Annotated in this window: 14 protein-coding genes and 1 riboswitch; of the genes, 8 read left to right on the top strand and 6 right to left on the bottom strand. The window is 69.6% G+C overall.

Going from position 1 to position 16775, the window contains the following annotated elements:
• Nucleotides 1–129 precede the first annotated feature (129 nt).
• Nucleotides 130–1971 carry a peptidoglycan DD-metalloendopeptidase family protein gene (locus H1D24_RS20940; RefSeq protein WP_220136981.1) on the top strand — a complete coding sequence of 614 codons (1842 nt, stop codon included), beginning with the start codon at nt 130–132 and terminating at the stop codon, nt 1969–1971.
• A gap of 149 nt (nt 1972–2120) precedes the next feature.
• Here the strand turns inward: H1D24_RS20940 and pcrA are convergent, their stop codons facing one another.
• Complete coding sequence (gene pcrA, locus H1D24_RS20935; RefSeq protein WP_181659151.1) at nt 2121–4583, bottom strand: DNA helicase PcrA; 2463 nt, start codon at nt 4581–4583, stop codon at nt 2121–2123.
• A gap of 314 nt (nt 4584–4897) precedes the next feature.
• A riboswitch (cyclic di-AMP (ydaO/yuaA leader) is annotated at nt 4898–5093 on the top strand.
• A gap of 8 nt (nt 5094–5101) precedes the next feature.
• Here pcrA and H1D24_RS20930 point away from each other — a divergent pair.
• Nucleotides 5102–6310: a C40 family peptidase gene (locus tag H1D24_RS20930; RefSeq protein WP_181659150.1), complete on the top strand. Its 1209-nt coding sequence runs from the start codon at nt 5102–5104 to the stop codon at nt 6308–6310.
• A 115-nt stretch (nt 6311–6425) separates the two neighbouring features.
• Here H1D24_RS20930 and H1D24_RS20925 read toward each other — a convergent pair whose 3' ends face one another.
• Nucleotides 6426–6779 carry a hypothetical protein gene (locus H1D24_RS20925; RefSeq protein WP_181659149.1) on the bottom strand — a complete coding sequence of 118 codons (354 nt, stop codon included), beginning with the start codon at nt 6777–6779 and terminating at the stop codon, nt 6426–6428.
• Nucleotides 6780–7149: 370 nt separating this feature from the next.
• Between H1D24_RS20925 and H1D24_RS20920 the strand changes: the two genes are divergently transcribed.
• From H1D24_RS20920 to H1D24_RS20905, 4 genes are all read left to right on the top strand, one after another.
• Nucleotides 7150–8208 (top strand): C40 family peptidase, encoded by a 1059-nt coding sequence (locus H1D24_RS20920; RefSeq protein WP_181659148.1) that lies wholly within the window; start codon nt 7150–7152, stop codon nt 8206–8208.
• Between the two features lie 301 nt (nt 8209–8509).
• On the top strand, nt 8510–8971 hold the full coding sequence (locus H1D24_RS20915; protein WP_181659147.1) for an SRPBCC family protein: 462 nt from the start codon (nt 8510–8512) through the stop codon (nt 8969–8971).
• A gap of 101 nt (nt 8972–9072) precedes the next feature.
• Nucleotides 9073–10086, top strand: a complete 1014-nt coding sequence (ku, locus tag H1D24_RS20910; protein ID WP_181659146.1) for a non-homologous end joining protein Ku — start codon at nt 9073–9075, stop codon at nt 10084–10086.
• Nucleotides 10087–10211: 125 nt separating this feature from the next.
• Complete coding sequence (locus tag H1D24_RS20905) at nt 10212–10535, top strand: plasmid stabilization protein (RefSeq protein WP_181659145.1); 324 nt, start codon at nt 10212–10214, stop codon at nt 10533–10535.
• Nucleotides 10536–10670: 135 nt separating this feature from the next.
• On the opposite strand, the gene H1D24_RS20900 is transcribed toward H1D24_RS20905, so the two are convergent.
• Nucleotides 10671–11396 carry a LuxR C-terminal-related transcriptional regulator gene (locus H1D24_RS20900; RefSeq protein WP_181659144.1) on the bottom strand — a complete coding sequence of 242 codons (726 nt, stop codon included), beginning with the start codon at nt 11394–11396 and terminating at the stop codon, nt 10671–10673.
• A complete protein-coding gene (locus H1D24_RS20895) occupies nt 11393–12691 on the bottom strand; it encodes an ATP-binding protein (protein ID WP_181659143.1) in 1299 nt (432 codons plus the stop codon). The genes H1D24_RS20900 and H1D24_RS20895 overlap by 4 nt, the downstream gene beginning before the upstream one ends.
• Nucleotides 12692–12900: 209 nt before the next feature.
• Between H1D24_RS20895 and H1D24_RS20890 the strand changes: the two genes are divergently transcribed.
• Both H1D24_RS20890 and H1D24_RS20885 read left to right on the top strand, forming a co-directional pair.
• Nucleotides 12901–14319, top strand: coding sequence for a PspC domain-containing protein (locus H1D24_RS20890; protein ID WP_181659142.1), 1419 nt, complete (start codon nt 12901–12903; stop codon nt 14317–14319).
• Nucleotides 14306–14548: a hypothetical protein gene (locus H1D24_RS20885; protein ID WP_181659141.1), complete on the top strand. Its 243-nt coding sequence runs from the start codon at nt 14306–14308 to the stop codon at nt 14546–14548. Before H1D24_RS20890 ends, H1D24_RS20885 begins: the two co-directional genes overlap by 14 nt.
• A 129-nt stretch (nt 14549–14677) precedes the next feature.
• On the opposite strand, the gene H1D24_RS20880 is transcribed toward H1D24_RS20885, so the two are convergent.
• Nucleotides 14678–15208, bottom strand: coding sequence for a DoxX family protein (locus H1D24_RS20880; RefSeq protein WP_181659140.1), 531 nt, complete (start codon nt 15206–15208; stop codon nt 14678–14680).
• A gap of 280 nt (nt 15209–15488) precedes the next feature.
• Nucleotides 15489–16754: a hypothetical protein gene (locus tag H1D24_RS20875; RefSeq protein ID WP_181659139.1), complete on the bottom strand. Its 1266-nt coding sequence runs from the start codon at nt 16752–16754 to the stop codon at nt 15489–15491.
• Between the last annotated feature and the right edge of the window lie 21 nt (nt 16755–16775).

Raw genomic sequence — 16775 nt, 5'->3', positions numbered from 1 at the left:
CCGAAGATTGTCGCGCCCGCGAACCGCCGGGTACAGTCACCGCACTGCTCTGCCCCTGGGACTGTGTGACTTCAGTGGTTAGCGCCGCGGGTTCAGACCCCAGCTCCTGCTGTCGAGGCGAAAGAGAAGTTGGTGAACGACCGTCACCCGTCGGGGACCGCAACTCCCCCGGCACCGGCCACAGACGCCGACTATGCGCGCTACGACTACGCCTCCTACGAGGGGCAGAGCGCGCAGCACGGCGGCTACACCGGGTACGACGGCTACTCCGCCGACACGCTCTCCACGGGCTCCTACGCCACCGGCTCCTACACCAGCCCCGGCTTCGAGACCGATCCGCTCTTCGGTGACCTCCCCGGCAACTCGTACGACAGCGGCCAGTGGTCCGGCCTGGGAGCCGCGGCCGGCGGTGATGCCACCGGCACGTATCAGCACCAGACGGTCGCCACGCAGGAGACGCTGAACTACGACCCGTATGCGGCGCAGCACCATGCCGCCTACGAGACCGGCAGTTATGACACGACCGGGGTCTGGGCGTCCGCCGGCTACGACCAGCTCGCCGCCCACATCCCCACGCAGGCCACCAGCCCGGATGCCACCGGCACGGGCCAGTGGGATTCGGGAGAGTGGGCCGTCGACGGCCAGACCAGTCAGACCGGCCAGTGGGAGACCCACGCAAACCAGGCGTACGACCAACAGGCCTTTGCGCAGCACGATCTCGGACAGAGCGATTTCGGGCAGAGCGATTTCGGGCAGAGCGATTTCGGGCAGAGCGATTTCGGGCAGAGCGATTTCGGGCAGAGCGATTTCGGGCAGCACGACTTCGGACAGCCGCCGCTCGATACGCAGGCATTCTCAACAGGGGCCTTCGGAGGCCAGAGCTTCGACACGGGCGCGTACGACGCCACCGCATGGAACTCCGACGGCGGCTCGACGGCGTACGAGAGCCTGAACCCGGCCCCTGAGCCGGAGCCGGTCTCGGAGCTCGCCCCTGAGCCGGGGCAGGAGTCGTACGAGCAGCCGACCGCCGCGTTCGAGCAGGTCTCGTACGAGCAGTACGAGCAACATGACTCCCCCGAAGCCGAGTTCGCTCCCGAGGACGGCCTCCGGGGCCACGAACGCGACCACGGCGGCGAACATCACGATCGCGATCTTCACCTCGACGAGGCGACTTCTGAAGAGAAGGCCGCTGAACCGCTGGTCTCCACGGTGTCCTCCTCGGCCCGAGTGCCCCGCGCACGGTCCCGGCGCCGCTCCCCCGCCAAGCGTTCCGCACTGCTCACCGTGGCCGTGCCGTCCGCGTGTGTGATGGGCGTCGCGGGAATCGCGGCCGCCTCCGTGAGCAACCTGGGCGGCGACGACGACAGCACGACGACCGCGGCCCCGGACACCAGCTCCGTGAAGCCGTCCGTCGCCAACAACAAGCTGGACACCCAGCTCGAGAACCTCTCCGCTGACGCGGGCGACTTCGCCGACCGGGCGAGCCGCACTCAGGAGCGCATCGACCTCAAGGCCCAGCAGGAGGCCGAGCGGAAGAGGGCGGCCGAGGAAGCGGCACGCAAGGAACGGCTCCGCCCGAAGTTCGCCCTGCCGGTGGCGCAGCACGGGCTCAGCGCCTATTACGGACAGTCGGGCATCAACTGGATGTCCGTGCACACCGGCATCGACTTCCCCGTCTCCTACGGCACACCTGTGATGGCCGCGACGGACGGCACCGTACGCGTGGAGTGGAATCCCGCGTACGGCAACATGGCGATCGTGACCGCCAAGGACGGTACCGAGACGTGGTACTGCCATCTCTCCAGCCACACGATCTCGAGCGGCACCGTAAAGGCCGGTGACGTCATCGCGTACTCCGGGAACTCCGGCAACTCCACCGGGCCGCATCTGCACTTCGAGGTGCGGCCGGGCGGCGGGGCTGCGATAGACCCGCTGCCGTGGCTGCGGAGTCACGGTATCGACCCGGCTTAGCCTTGGCGGGTTCCCCGGGTCGAGTGGGACCTTCTTCGGGGGCTCCGCCCCCAGAACCCCGCGTCCTTTGCCCTCAAACTCCCCCAGCTAACTCCCCAAGCTAACGCTGGGGGTGCCCCCAGGAGGTGCCCCCAGTCGGGCTCACATTCCTACAGCTTCTCCACCGGTGCGTATCGCAGCAGCAGGCGCTTCGGCTTGGGGTCGCCGAAGTCGATCGTGGCCTCGGCGTTCGCGCCCGTACCCTTCACGCCGACCACCGTGCCCAGGCCGAACTGGTCGTGCGTGACCCGGTCCCCGACCGCCAGCGAGACCACCGGCTTCTCGGACGCCCGTCGCGTGGCGAACCCCGAGGCCCCGGAGGCCGCGCTGCGCGAGCGCGACGAGGACAGTGAGGCGGCGACACCGGCGGCCGGCCCTGAGGAGACCGGAGCGGTGGATCCCGTCCGCTTCCACTCCACGTGCTGGGCGGGGATCTCCTCCAGGAAGCGCGACGGCGGGTTGTACGCCGGCTGGCCCCAGGCGCTGCGCATCGTGGACCGCGTCAGATAGAGGCGCTCCCGCGCGCGCGTGATCCCGACATACGCCAGGCGCCGTTCCTCCTCGAGCTCCTTGGTCTGGCCGAGCGAGCGCATGTGCGGGAAGACGCCGTCCTCCATGCCCGTCAGGAAGACGACTGGGAACTCGAGGCCCTTGGCGGTGTGCAGGGTCATGAGCGTGATGACGCCGCTGCCATCCTCGTCCTCGTCCGGGATCTGGTCGGAGTCGGCGACGAGCGCAACCTGCTCCAGGAAGTCGGACAGCGAACCCGCCTCGCCCTCAGCGCGCTCCTGCTCGAACTCCAGGGCCACGGCGGCCAGTTCCTGCAGGTTCTCGATGCGTGTCTCGTCCTGGGGGTCGGTGGATGCCTGCAGCTCGGCGAGGTAGCCGGTCCGTTCGAGTATGGCTTCGAGGACGGTCGCCGGGCCGACGCCGGACTCCGCGATGGTGTGCAGGTCCTCCATCAGCGTGTTGAACCGCTTGACGGCGTTGGTCGAGCGGGCCGCCATGCCGTACGCCTCGTCGACGCGGCGCAGCGCCTGCGCGAAGCTGATCTTCTCGCGCTGGGCGAGGGCATCGATCATCGCCTCGGCGCGCTCGCCGATGCCGCGCTTGGGGACGTTCAGGATGCGACGCAGCGGGACGGAGTCCTCCGGGTTCGACAGCACGCGCAGATACGCGAGGACGTCCCGGACCTCCTTGCGCTCGTAGAAGCGGACGCCGCCGACGACCTTGTACGGCAGGCCGACGCGGATGAAGACTTCCTCGAACACACGGGACTGCGCGTTCGTGCGGTAGAAGACGGCGACGTCGCCCGACTTCGCCTCCCCCGCGTCCGTGAGCCGGTCGATCTCGTCGGCGACGAACTGTGCCTCGTCGTGCTCGGTGTCGGCGACATAGCCGGTGATACGCGCGCCCGCGCCGGCGTTGGTCCACAGGTTCTTGGGGCGGCGGCTCTCGTTGCGCTCGATGACGGCGTTTGCGGCGCTCAGGATCGTCTGGCTGGAGCGGTAGTTCTGTTCGAGCAGGATCGTCGTGGCGTCCGGGTAGTCCTCCTCGAACTGGAGGATGTTGCGGATGGTGGCGCCGCGGAAGGCGTAGATCGACTGGTCCGCGTCACCGACGACGCACAGCTCGGCCGGTTCGGGGTCGTCGTCCCCGCCCGGCTGGCCGACGAGCTCGCGCACGAGTGCGTACTGGGCGTGGTTGGTGTCCTGGTACTCGTCGACGAGGACGTGCCGGAAGCGCCGCCGGTAGTGCTCGGCGACGTCCGGGAACGCCTGGAGCAGATGGACGGTCGTCATGATCAGGTCGTCGAAGTCCAGCGCGTTCGCCTCGCGCAGACGCGACTGGTAGAGCGCATACGCCTGGGCGAGGGTCTTCTCGAAGCCGTCGGCCGCCTGGGCAGCGAAGGTCTCCTCGTCGATGAGCTCGTTCTTGAGGTTGGAGATCTTGGCGCTGAAGGACTTCGGCGGATAGCGCTTCGGGTCGAGATCGAGATCACGGCAGACCAGCGCCATGAGGCGCTTGGAGTCCGCGGCGTCGTAGATCGAGAAACTGGAGGTGAAGCCCAGCTTCTTCGACTCGCGGCGCAGGATGCGGACGCACGCGCTGTGGAAGGTCATCACCCACATCGCGCCCGCACGCGGGCCGACGAGGTGCTCGACGCGCTCCTTCATCTCGCCCGCGGCCTTGTTCGTGAACGTGATCGCCAGGATCTGCCCGGGGTGCACGCCGCGCTCGGCCAGCAGATACGCGATGCGGTGCGTCAGCACGCGCGTCTTGCCGGAGCCGGCGCCGGCCACGATGAGCAGCGGGGAGCCGGAGTGCACGACGGCGGCGCGCTGCTCGTCGTTCAGCCCCTGGAGCAGCTCGGCCGGGTCGATGGCGGGGCGGGGCGCGCCGTCCCGGTAGTACGCGTCCCGGGGCGGCGGAGGCACGTCGAACCGGCCCTCGAACAGGTCGTCCGGGATGTCCTCCGGAGCCCTGTCCTCGGGCGGCGGCGGGGGCTCCTCGTCCGCGTGCCGCGCGGGCTGGAGATCGGCCAGGAAGCTGTCGTCAAAGAGGCTGCTCATCGCTTCTCGAGTCTAGGCCGCCGCGCTGACAGTCACTGCCGCCTTGGGAAGTCGGCCGCATCGCCGCCGACAGCGGCGAGAGATCTCGACTCGGAACCCGAACACTTGGCTTGAAAAGCCGGATAAATCCCTACAGCTGCAGATATCAGCGGTCTTTCTGCTTTACGTAGAAGCACCCCCTAAGACCCCGCCGAACGGTCAAGGTCACAAAATTGTATCGGGCATATCGAACATCAACCTTCACAGCGGCCACACGAGTTGGCTAGCGTGCCCGGCGGGCTGCCCGTACCCCCGCCGGCGAACGACGCCGGGACGGGTTGCCTCCGCCGAGTCCGGTGCGCCCTCGCGGCAGCCGGAGCCGGGGACCCACTTTGACCTTGGGGTGAATCGGTCCCGTACCGAGTGCGCGCGACACCCGCGGGCACGAGGCACGGACGGACCGTAGGGCAGCCTTCCGAACCACCCGCCCGAACCCGACAGCTAACCCGGTAGGCGGTCCACGGAAGGAGTCGCCTCTCTTGGCGTCGCACCGCAAGCCGCGGACCACCGGCCAGCTCGTCGCCGGTCTCCGCACGTCCCCCGCGGTCGGCTTCACCGCCGCCGCCCTCACATCCGTGGCGCTCATGTCACAGACGGCGACCGCCGCGCCCGCCGAACCGAAGCCCAGTCTCGAAGAGGTCCAGAAGAAGGTCGACGACCTCTACCGTCAGGCGGGCGTCGCCACCCAGAAGTACAACGCGGCCCAGGAACGGACCGACGAGCAGCGCAAGCACGTCGACGGGCTGCTCGACGACGTGGCCAAGCGCACCGAGAAGCTGAACGAGGCACGCCGCGAGCTCGGCTCCTTCGCCGCCGCCCAGTACCGCACCGGGGGCGTCTCCGACACCGCCACGCTGCTGCTCGCCGAGGACCCGCAGGAGTACTTCGACCAGAGCCAGCTCATGAGCCGGCTCACCAACCGGCAGAAGGAAGCGGTCGACGACTACCAGACGCAGCAGATCGAGACGACGAAGAAGCGCGAGGAGGCGACGGAGTCCCTCGCGTCGCTGACCGAGTCGCAGGCGGACCTGAAGGCGAGCAAGCAGGACGTCCAGCAGAAGCTCAGCGAGGCGCGCGAGCTGCTGTCGGAGCTGACCGCCGAGGAGAAGGCGCGGCTCGCCGCGATCGAGAAGGCGAAGGAGGAAGAGGCCAGGCGCAAGGCCGAGGAGCTGGCGCGCCGGCAGGCCGAGGAGGAGCGGCAGCGTCAGGAGGCGCAGGCCGAGCAGGAGCAGGCCGAGCAGGAGCAGGCCGAGCAGGAGCAGGCCGAGCAGGAGGCTGCCACCGGTTCCGGGACGGGCACCGGGAGTGACTCCGGCAGCACCGGATCCTCCAGCTACGCCACGATGGCCGCCAAGGTCATCGACTTCGCCGAGGCCCAGATAGGGAAGCCGTACGTGTGGGGGGCCACGGGGCCCGAGTCGTACGACTGCTCAGGGCTCACCCAGGCCGCGTGGAAGACGGCAGGGGTGTCGCTGCCGCGTACCACCTGGGATCAGGTGAAGGTCGGCACGACCGTGTCTGTCGACAATGCTGAGCCGGGGGACCTGGTTTTCTTCTACGACGACATCAGCCACGTCGGGATTTACATCGGGAATGGCGAGATGATCCATGCGCCCAAGCCGGGGGCGAATGTTCGGGTCGAGTCGATTTACTACATGCCGATTCACAGCGTGGTGCGGCCCGCGTAGGTGCGGGGCGTGGGGGCGGGGGCTGCGGTTGCCTCGCGCCGGTTGGGTTGCCGGACGGGCTGAGATCAGCTCGCCTCGCTGAGATCAGCCCGCCTCGCTGAGATCAGCCAGGCCCTCAGGTCCAGAGCACCGCGATGAACACGTTCGCCGTCGTCAGCAGGCCCACCAGACCGAACGACCTCTTGTCCACCTTCTCCTCGTCGCGCTTCACGTAGACGAGTCCCAGGATCACGATCAGCAGCGCCAGCTTCACGCCGATCTTGATGTTGTCGACGGGCTGGTCGTCGGCCTGGTTGAGGCCGACCAGGATCACTCCCGTGACGAGCATCGTGAGCGCGCCGTGCAGCATCGCCGGGCCGAACCGTGCCGTGCCCTCGCCCATCGCCTTCATCTGGGTCAGAAAGCCGCCCAGAAGCGAGGCGATGCCGATGATGTGCAGGCCGACGAAGAGATGGATGAGTACGTCCATGAGGCCGGAGCCTAACCGGACCACTAGCACCGGCCTCCGGGCAGGGGGGCCACTTCCGGGGCAACGGTCACAGGCGTACGGCAAGGGGGCGGCGGCCTGCCGACGCCACGGTCACATACGGGCACCGGGCGGTCCACTCCGGCCAGTTGCGCACATGGCGTCACCGCGGGGTGACGGACGGGTTTAGCGTGCTTCCCCAGGTGCCCGGCTCCCCATCGCCGCCCGGGCCGAGGGCGGCAGTCGGACACCTCCGCCGAGAAGGTCCGGCGGCGGCGCGCTCCCCCTGTGCGGGCCGCCGCCGGACACCCGTCCCCATGCCGGTTCCTCGGCGGTCGTACGCCGTACGCCCCCCGGAAGGACGTGGACCCCCGTGGCAGCGCACCGGAAGCCCAGACAGCGCTCGCTCAGCGGCCATACGGCCCGCACCGCCACCACTCTCGCACTCGCCGGAGCAGCGACCGCGACGGCCTTCGACGGCGCCGGTCACGCGGCGCCGGATCTCACCCCAGCCCAGGTGAAGGCCAAGGTCGACAAGCTCTACCACGAGGCGGAGATCGCCACCGAGAAGTACAACGGCGCGAAGGAGGACGCCGGCGAGACCGAGAAGAGCGTCGACGAGCTGCGCGACGAGGCGGCCCGCAGAATGGAGCAGTTGAACTCCGCGCGCGGTGCGCTGGGTTCGGCGGCGGCTGCGCAGTATCGTTCAGGCGCCGTAGACCCGGGCGTGGAGCTGGCACTCTCCTCCGACCCCGACCAGTACCTGGAGCGCGCGGCGTTGGCGGAGCGCGCCGGTCACCGCCAGGCCGCGGACGTCGCAGTCGTCCAGAAGCAGCTGCAGCAGATCGAGCAGCTCCGCGAGGAGGCCGACGGCCGGCTCGCCGAACTCACGGCCCGCCAGGCCGAACTGAAGCGGCACAAGAAGACCGTGACCACGAAGCTGGCCGAGGCTCAGCAGCTGCTCAACCGCCTCTCCACGGGCGAGCGCGCCGGGATCTTCGGGGACGGGACGGGGGGCGCGTTCCCCGCCTCCGGTCCCGGAGGCCTCGAGGCCTTCCCGGACGGATCGGCCGCAGCCCCCAACTCCCGTGCCTCCGAGGCCGTTTCCTATGCGTTCCGGGCGCTGGGCAGCCCCTACGTGTGGGGTGCCACCGGTCCCAACGCCTTCGACTGCTCCGGCCTCACCCAGGCCGCGTACCGTTCGGCGGGCGTGTCCCTGCCCCGCACGACGTATGCCCAGATCGACGCCGGCCGGCGCATCCCGCGCGCCGAACTGCTCCCGGGCGATCTGGTCTTCTTCTACTCGAGCGTCAGCCACGTCGGCATCTACGTGGGCAACGGCCGCATGATCCACGCCCCTAATCCCAGCGCGCCGGTGCGCGTCGCACCCATCGACGAAATGCCGTTCGCGGGGGCGACGCGGGTGGCGTAGCACCGGGAATGCGGGGGGCATTGCACCGGGGATGCGGGTGGCGTAGCACCGGGAATGCAGGTGTCATTGCGCCCTCGATGCGGGTGGCGTGGCGCCGGCGGCATCCGCCGTGGGCGCCTCCACGCCCTCCACGCCCGCCCTCAGGTCGCGCACCTCACCCAGTACGCCCGGTACACATCCACACGAATCGGGACACGCAGAGCCGGTTAGGCCCTCCTCTTAGGGGAAGCCGAATACAGATGATTCCTGTTGCTCGGGGGGATCGCCTGAGCGGTCTCCCGTCGGAAGGAGGAGACACCTCATGAGCACGACCATGGAGTCCGTCGACGTGGACGTCCCGCTGCACACCGCGTACAACCAGTGGACGCAGTTCGAGGAGTTCCCGAATTTCATGGAAGGTGTGGAACAGGTCCAGCAGATCGACGACCGGCACAACCACTGGGTCACGAGCATCGCCGGGGCCCGCAGGGAGTTCGACACGGAGATCGTCGACCAGCTCCCCGACGAACGGGTCGCCTGGCGCACCACCTCCGGCGAGGTGAAGCAGAAGGGCGTCGTGACGTTCCAGCGCCTGGACGACACGCACACCAGGGTCAACCTCGCCCTGGACGTCGAGCCCTCCGGTCTCGCGGAGAAGACCGCCGATATGGCAGGCATCATCGGCCGCCGGGCCAAGGGCGACATGAAGCGCTTCAAGCACTTCATCGAGGAGCGCGGCACCGAAACGGGTGCCTGGCGCGGCCGGATCGCTCCGGGCGGCTGACCGCCTCTCCTGAGGGGCTGACCGCCTCTCCCGAGGACACGAGGTCTGGCGACACGATCCGACGATCGTGGAACGAACCCGGGATGCGGAGGTGATCCGCGATGGCGCGAGCGATCTGGTCGGGCGTCCTCAGCTTCGGCCTGGTGACGGTCCCCGTATCGCTTTACACGGCCATCGAGGACCACACCACGCACTTCCGCCTGCTGCAGCGCGGCACCTCCGACCGGGTCCGCAACAAGCGTGTCAACGAGCGCACCGGCAAGGAGGTGCGCTTCGAGGACATCGCCAAGGGCTACCCGCTCGGCGACGAGGAGGAGGACGCCGAGTACGTCGTCGTCGAGCGGGAGGAGCTCGACCGGATCGCCCCCGGAAAGTCCCAGCTGGTGGAGATCAGCGGCTTCGTCGACCTGGACGACGTGGAGCCGGTGTACTTCGACAGGACGTACTACCTGGGGCCGCGCGGCAAGGAGTACGCGAAGGTGTACCAGCTGCTGCGTACCGCTCTGGAGAAATCGAACCGCGCAGGGATCGCCACGTTCGTGATGCGCAGCAAGCAGTATCTGACGGCTGTGCGTGCCCAGCCGGACGTACTGGTTCTGCAGACGATGCATTGGGCCGATGAAATACGCGATCCACACGAGACGGTGCCTGGTCTGCCGGAAAGCGTGGACCTGTCCGGCAAGGAAGTGGACATGGCACTCCGCCTGATGGACGGTCTTGCGGTCGACTGGAATCCCGAGGACTACCGGGACACGTACGAGGAAAAGGTCGCGGAACTCGTCGAGGCCAAGCGCCAGGGCGAGGAGATCGCCGTCGCGGAGGAACCGCCCGAGGCCACCAATGTCGTCGACCTGATGCAGGTCCTTCAGGCCAGCATCGACCGTGCGGGGGAAAAGGCCGGTGGCAAGAGGCGTAAGAAGACCGCCCGCGGCACTCCGTCGGCCGCGAAGAAATCGAAGCCGGAGCCGGAGCCAGAAAAGGATCTGAGGAATCTGAAGAAGGAAGAACTTTACGAGCGCGCCACGGAAATCGGAGTTCCTGGCCGCTCCCGGATGAACCGCGAAGAGCTCATCGACGCCTTGAGCAAAGCCACTCGCCGGAAGAAGGCCGCCTGAGCGGATCGTGCCGCGCAAACGGGGCGTGAGAACACAACGGGGTGTGAGAACACAACCGGGTGTGAGAACACAACCGGGTGTGAGAACACACAAGCACAGCTGAGAGAAACAGACAGGTGAGGATCATGCCAAGAGGATCCAGCCAGAAACGCGAGCGTCAGTACGAGCACATCAAGGAGAGTGCCGAACAGCGCGGAGAGAGTACGGAGCGAGCCAAGGAGATCGCGGCCCGCACCGTGAACAAAGAACGCGCACAGTCCGGCGAGTCCCGCACCGCCAGCCGTAGTTCGACCCAGGACAAGTCCGCGTCGAAGCGCGGCGGCGAGAGGTCCCGCTCCGGCGCCCAGGAACCGACGTACGACCAGCTCTACGCCGAAGCCAAGCGGCGCAACATCGACGGGCGCTCCAGCATGAACAAGGCCGAGCTGAAGAGGGCCCTCGGCGGCTGAGTTCGGCAGCCGAGTTCGGCAGCTGACTGCGGCAGCCGAGTACGGCGACGGGTCCCTGGCTCCCCGGAGCCCGGGCCCCGTCCGGCCGACCCACCGCACCGGCCGACCGCTTGGGGATGCCTGCCGGACGGCTCGTCAGACCAGCCGGCGCGCCGTGGCCCAGCGGGTCAGTTCGTGCCGGTTGGAGAGCTGGAGCTTGCGCAGCACCGCCGACACGTGCGACTCGACCGTCTTCACGGAGATGAAGAGCTGCTTGGCGATCTCCTTGTACGCATAGCCGCGGGCGATGAGCCGCAGCACCTCGCGCTCACGCTGGGTGAGACGGTCCAGGTCCTCGTCGACCGGCGGGGCGTCGGTGGACGCGAACGCGTCGAGGACGAAGCCCGCCAGACGCGGCGAGAACACCGCGTCGCCGTCCTGGACGCGGAAGATCGAATCGACCAGGTCCGTGCCCGTGATCGTCTTGGTGACATAGCCCCGAGCGCCGCCCCGGATGACACCGATGACGTCCTCGGCGGCGTCCGAGACGGACAGCGCCAGGAACCGGACGGGCTGCTCCGCGTCGCCCATCAGGGAAGCACAGCGGCGCAGCACCTCGACGCCTCCGCCACCGGGGAGATGCACGTCGAGCAGCACCACCTCGGGCCGAGTGGCCGTGATGACCGACACCGCCTGGTCGACGTCGGCGGCCTCGCCGACCACCTCGACCCCGGTCTGCTCGGTCCGGCCGATCTCCGCCTGGACTCCCGTGCGGAACATACGGTGGTCGTCGACCAGGACGACCCGTACGCGACGCCCGCCCGCGCCCTCCGCAGGATCGTTCGTACCGGTCGGCTCGTTCGCCCCCGCCACGTCGCTCATGACGTCTTCTCCGCCCTTTCCATGGTCAGCTCGACCTCGGTGCCGCCGTCCGGTACGGCCCGCAGCCGCGCCGTACCGCCGTTGCGCTGCATACGGCCGATGATCGATTCTCGTACGCCCATCCGGTCCTCGGGGACGGAATCCAGATCGAAACCGGGCCCGCGGTCACGGACCGACACGAAGACGGTCCGGTCCTCGACCTCGGCGTAGACCTGCACCGCACCGCCCTCGCCACCGTACTTGGCGGCGTTCACCATTGCTTCCCGCGCGGCCTGCATCTGTGCTCCCAGTTTCTCGTCGAGGGGGCAGTCGCCTACGACCACGACCTCGATGGGGACGCCGTGCTTGTCCTCGACCTCGGCGGCATTGCGACGCACGGCCTCGGCGAGCGTGTCCGGCTCCTCGGCTGCGTCTTCTGCGGACTTGCCGTTGCCCTCCGGCTTGTACAGCCAGGCGCGCAGGTCGCGCTCCTGAGCCCTCGCCAGGCGCCGGACCTCGCCGGCGTTCTCCGCGTTGCGCTGGATCAGCGTCAGCGTGTGCAGGACCGAGTCGTGCACATGCGCGGCGACCTCCGCACGCTCCTGCGCGCGGATACGCATCAGCCGCTCCTCGGACAGGTCCTGGGTCATGCGTACGAGATACGGGCCGGCGAGCAGGGCTATGCCGACCAGGACGGCGAGCGCCGCCTGGAGCACGGAGCCGAGGTGCTCGGCCGATCCCTGCAGCACGAAGATGCCGGTGACTCCGGTGCCGACGAGCAGCACGCCCGCCGCCGAGCGCACCAGGGTCAGGGTGCGGCGGCGCCGGCCGACCTCCATCCAGCGCGCCCGCCGCGCGTTGTCCGCCTGGCGCCAGACCAGGGCCACGCCCGCGCCGACGAGCAGGGCCGGCCACAGGTACGCCTTGACCGGGCCGCCCAGGTCGACGTTGCCGACGAAGACCATGGCCACGACGACCATGGCGAGCAGCGCGACGATCTGGCCCTTGTCCGGTTTGCGGGCCACGAGTCTGCGGCGGCCGTCAGGAGACGCCTCCGTGGTGACCGCCGGGGGGCGCTCGGCGTCGACGCCGCCGACGCCGAGCGGGACGAAGAACCAGAACGCCGCGTAGAGCAGGGCGCCGAGGCCGTCCGCCATGAACAGTCCTACGAAGACGAGCCGCACCCAGATGACGGGCAGCCCCAGGTGCCCGGCGAGACCCCTGGCCACTCCGCCGAGCCAGCGGCCGTCGCTGCTGCGGTAGAGCTTGCGGAGGGGGCGCGCGGTGGGGGTGGGGGCGGCGGCGGCTTCCGGCATGCCACCGATGGTCACACGCCTTGCGGCGCGGGACATCAGGGTTGGACCCCTAAGCTTCCCTGACACGGGCTGCGCCCACGGAACCCTGTGCACAGGCTCTCGGCTTCTCCCCCAGCCACAACGCGGGGACTACCTCAGGGCGCAATATCAGGGATCGTCCAGGGTCCAGCCCGATGCCGATGTGGGTTGTGGGACGTCACCATGGACGCATGACCGATCAGCAGCGCGCCGCCGCAGATGCCGCGCCCGGGCCGGCCGGCGGCCACGGCGGCCCGCGGGAAGGCACAGGCGGGCCCCTGGCCGGGGGGCTGCCGGATGCCGCCGCCGCCCAGGACCCCGCCGAGCCGACAGCCCCGTCGAAGTTCCGCCGGGACCGTCGGCACAAGATGCTGGGCGGGGTCTGCGCCGGTCTCGGTCGCCAGTGCGACATGGATCCGGTGATCTTCCGGATCGGTCTCGCCGTTCTCGCGGTCACCGGCGGCATCGGCCTCATCTTCTACGGCTTCGCCTGGCTGTTCGTACCCTTCGACGAGGAGGAGGAGAACGAGGCGCGCAGGCTGCTGTCGGGCCGCGTGGACGGCCCGGCGCTGACGGCCGTGCTCTGCGCGCTCGTCGGCTGCGGCCTGTTCCTGTCGATGCTGAGCAACGGCGGGCTCCTCACCTTCGCCGCGGTCCTGGCGCTGCTTCTCGCCGGCGCCGGCTACTGGTCGGCGCAGCGCGGCACCGCCGACGCCGACCCCCTCGCCGCACAGGCGGTGGCCGACGCCCCGCCCGAGGCACAGGCGCCTCCGGTCGCCGCCCCCATACCGTCCTGGTGGCGCGATCCGATCGTCAAGGACGGCACACACGTCGGCGGTACGGGCTACTTGTGGGGCCCTCCGGAGCTGAAGGGCCCCGCCACCGAGCCGAGCAGCTCCCGGCAGCCCCACGCGACGAGCACGTACGCAGCGGCCCGCCCACCCCAGCCGAGCGGGCCGCGCGGGCGCGGCTCCCAGGGCCCGCGCTGGATCGGCGGCTGGGTGTTCCTGCTGGCACTGGCCGCGGGGGCCCTCGGCACCGGCCTGACCTGGGACGACCACGCCCTGGTCACCAGCCTCCAGACCGGTCTCGCCGGTGCTCTGACCGTGTTCGCGCTGGGCATCACGGTCAGTGCCTTCGTCGGCCGGACAGGGGTCGGGTCGATTCTGCTCGCGGTCGTCACGGCGGGACTCCTGGCGATGTCGGCGGCTCTGCCGAAGGACATCGACACGAACTGGGTGCGTACGGAGTGGGCGCCCGCCACAGTCGCGAAGGTCCAGCCGGCGTACGCGCTGGACACGGGTGTCGGCACCCTCGACCTGAGCCGTGTGGACGTCGGCGAGGGCGAGACGCTCACCACGCGGGCCGAGCTCGGCATGGGCCGCATCGAGGTCGTCGTCCCGCCGGACGCGACGGTGAAACTGCACGTCGAAGTGGGCATCGGCGACATCCAGTTGCCGGGCGAGGCCCAGCAGGACGTGGACATCGCACCGGGCAAGGAGAAAACGGTGACGCTTGATCCTCCGGCAGGCAGCAAGGACGGCGGAACCGTCGACCTGCGGCTCGAAGTAGGCGTCGGACAGGCGGAGGTGGCCCGTGCTGCGTCATGAGTTCCAGCCGGGAAAGCTGGTCGCGGGCGTCTTCCTGCTGGCCGCGGGGGTCGCCTACCTGGGCGACGCGGGCGGCGCCTGGGAGACTCCGTGGTACGCGATCATCCCGATCGTGGCGGTCGGGCTGTTCCTCGCCGCGGTCACCACGGGCACGACCTATGCGGTACGCCGTAGCCGCCGGAACACCACCGGCCCTCGGACCTTGGACGGCCCGCCACCAGCACCCTGAACCAGAGGCATCCTCACCCTGATGCGGGCCATCCTGACCCTGATCCGGGGCATCGGCACCTGATCCGGGGCACCGGCGGCGGAGCGACCGAGCGACCACCTGAAGCGAAGCGACCGAGCGCAGTCCCGCCTACGCGTACTCGGCCCCCCGCCCGCGCCGCCCCCTGATGGCCGCGTCCACGGACAGCACCGACGCGCCCGCGAGCACGAGCGGCAGCCAGGCCATCAGATACGCCAGGTCGTTGCCGTAGTAGAACGGCGTGGTCGCCCAGCTCACCGTCAGCCAGAGGCTGAGGGAGATCAGGGCGCCGCCGAGCGCGGCAAGGCGCGTCAGGAGCCCGAACAGGGTGCCGAGACCGACGGCCAGTTCACCGAGGGCGATGGCGTACCCGAAGCCGACCGGGTTCTTCAGCGCCAGGTCGACGAGCGAGGGGATCGCGGAGACGTCGCGCACTCCGCGCATCATGTCGCCGACCGAGCCCGTTCCCGTCGCGGACATGAAGGCGCTGTCGGTGAGCTTGTCGAGGCCCGCGTAGATGAAGGTGAACCCGAGGAAGATCCGCAACGGGACCAGCGCGTAGCGTGTCGCGGTCTCCCGCCAGTCGCTGCGTTCTCCATTGACATAGCTGATGTGACTGTCCGTTCGCATACCGTGCACCATCGCGCTGAGCCGCCTCTCTGCCCGCCGTCGCTTTACTCTTCAACAGACTTAATACGTACGCCACGAGGACGTGGTTCACCAGGCATATGACGTATTCGTCGGCAGACCCAACAATTGCGCCGCATCTTCCAGCGATTCGGCGGTATGTCCCCCACGTTCGGCGGTATCGCGGCGCCTCTACGAACGACGGCGGCGGTCACGGCGCACGCGTGACCCCGACCGGTCCGGGACGCGGAGGACGGCGGCGAAGGCGGCGGAACCGCGCACCCCGCGCCCCGTCTCAGTCCACTACGTCAATCGCACACGAGTTCGTCTCGACGCCCGCCGCCGTGATTACCTGCACCTCGACCCGGCCAGGCTCCACATCGACGGAGACCGGCACCGTCAGCACGGTGTCCGTGGGGTTGGTGAAGCCGCCGGGCACCGGCACGAGCGGCACATGGGCGTGCACCGTGCCGATCCGGACGACCATGCGCGCCAGCCGGTCCGCGGTGCCCGCGCCGGGCGGGACGAAGCCGGCGCCGCGGATCTCGATGTCGTCGCCGGTACGGATGGGCGCGTCGAGGTCGCCGGCCTCCCGTGCCCGTACGACCGAGAGGATCACCGGCCGGCCGCCCTCCGCGTACTTGCCGGCGAGATACGTCGCGGCCGATACGAGCACCAGCAGAGCAAGCCCCCACGGCAGATCGGGCAGCTGTTCGGGGTGGCGCGCGAGCCGTACCGCCGCGAAGATCACGGCGACGGCGCTGATCAGGATGTACTGCGTGTCGGCGAAGCTGCCGCGGCCCGCGTCGTCGGTGAGCAGGTCGGCGGCCCGCGGCCGGTCCGCGCGTACCTTCTGCAGCCGCTGGCCCAGCACGCGCAGCGCCACGACCCGGCGTACGAGGACGGCGACGCCGCACACCACGGCGACGACGGTCACCACCCCGGCGCCTCGGGCGAGTTCGAGCCCGGCGATCAGCTCGTCGCGCTCCCGGTGGCCCGAGGCGGCGGCGAGTTCGCCCGCGAGTACCAGCACGGCGAAGACGACGAACAGCACCCAGCAGCCGGCCACGGCCCGGGAGGTCGACAGACGGTTGTCCTCGCCGATCACCGGCGCCAGCACGCCTCCGCGCGCCCGGTGCGCATAACCGGCACCGCTCAGCAGACCGGCCACGACGAGCGCCGAGAGCAACCCGGCCGTCCGGGCCGCCGACCATCCGGCACCGATCGCCGTGAGCGCCTGCACCAGCAGCAGTACGGCGACGGCGGCCCAGACGACGACGAGGGTGCGCCGCCACAGCCGCGCCAGCCATGCCTCGCCCTCCGCGCGACTGCGTTCGGCGACGAGGGCCGCGGACTGCGTCAGCTCGTCCGACACCCACTGCCGCGAGGCGCCGGCCGAGTGCGCGACGGCCGCGGGCAGCCCCTGCCCGGCGGCCAACTCGTCACGTTTCGCGAGGAACGCCGCCACAGCCCGACGGTGCCCTTCACGCGCGCCGTGCGGGCAGTCGCCGCACGCGCAGCCGCCTTCGTGCGAGCCCTGTCTCGCCTCCTGCACCGCCACGACTGCCGCCGCCTTCCCGCG

This window comes from Streptomyces himalayensis subsp. himalayensis (assembly GCF_013778455.1).
Lineage (GTDB): Bacteria > Actinomycetota > Actinomycetes > Streptomycetales > Streptomycetaceae > Streptomyces > Streptomyces himalayensis.
The sequence above is the reverse complement of the archived record's forward strand: the minus strand, read 5'-3'. Positions and strand labels throughout refer to the sequence as shown.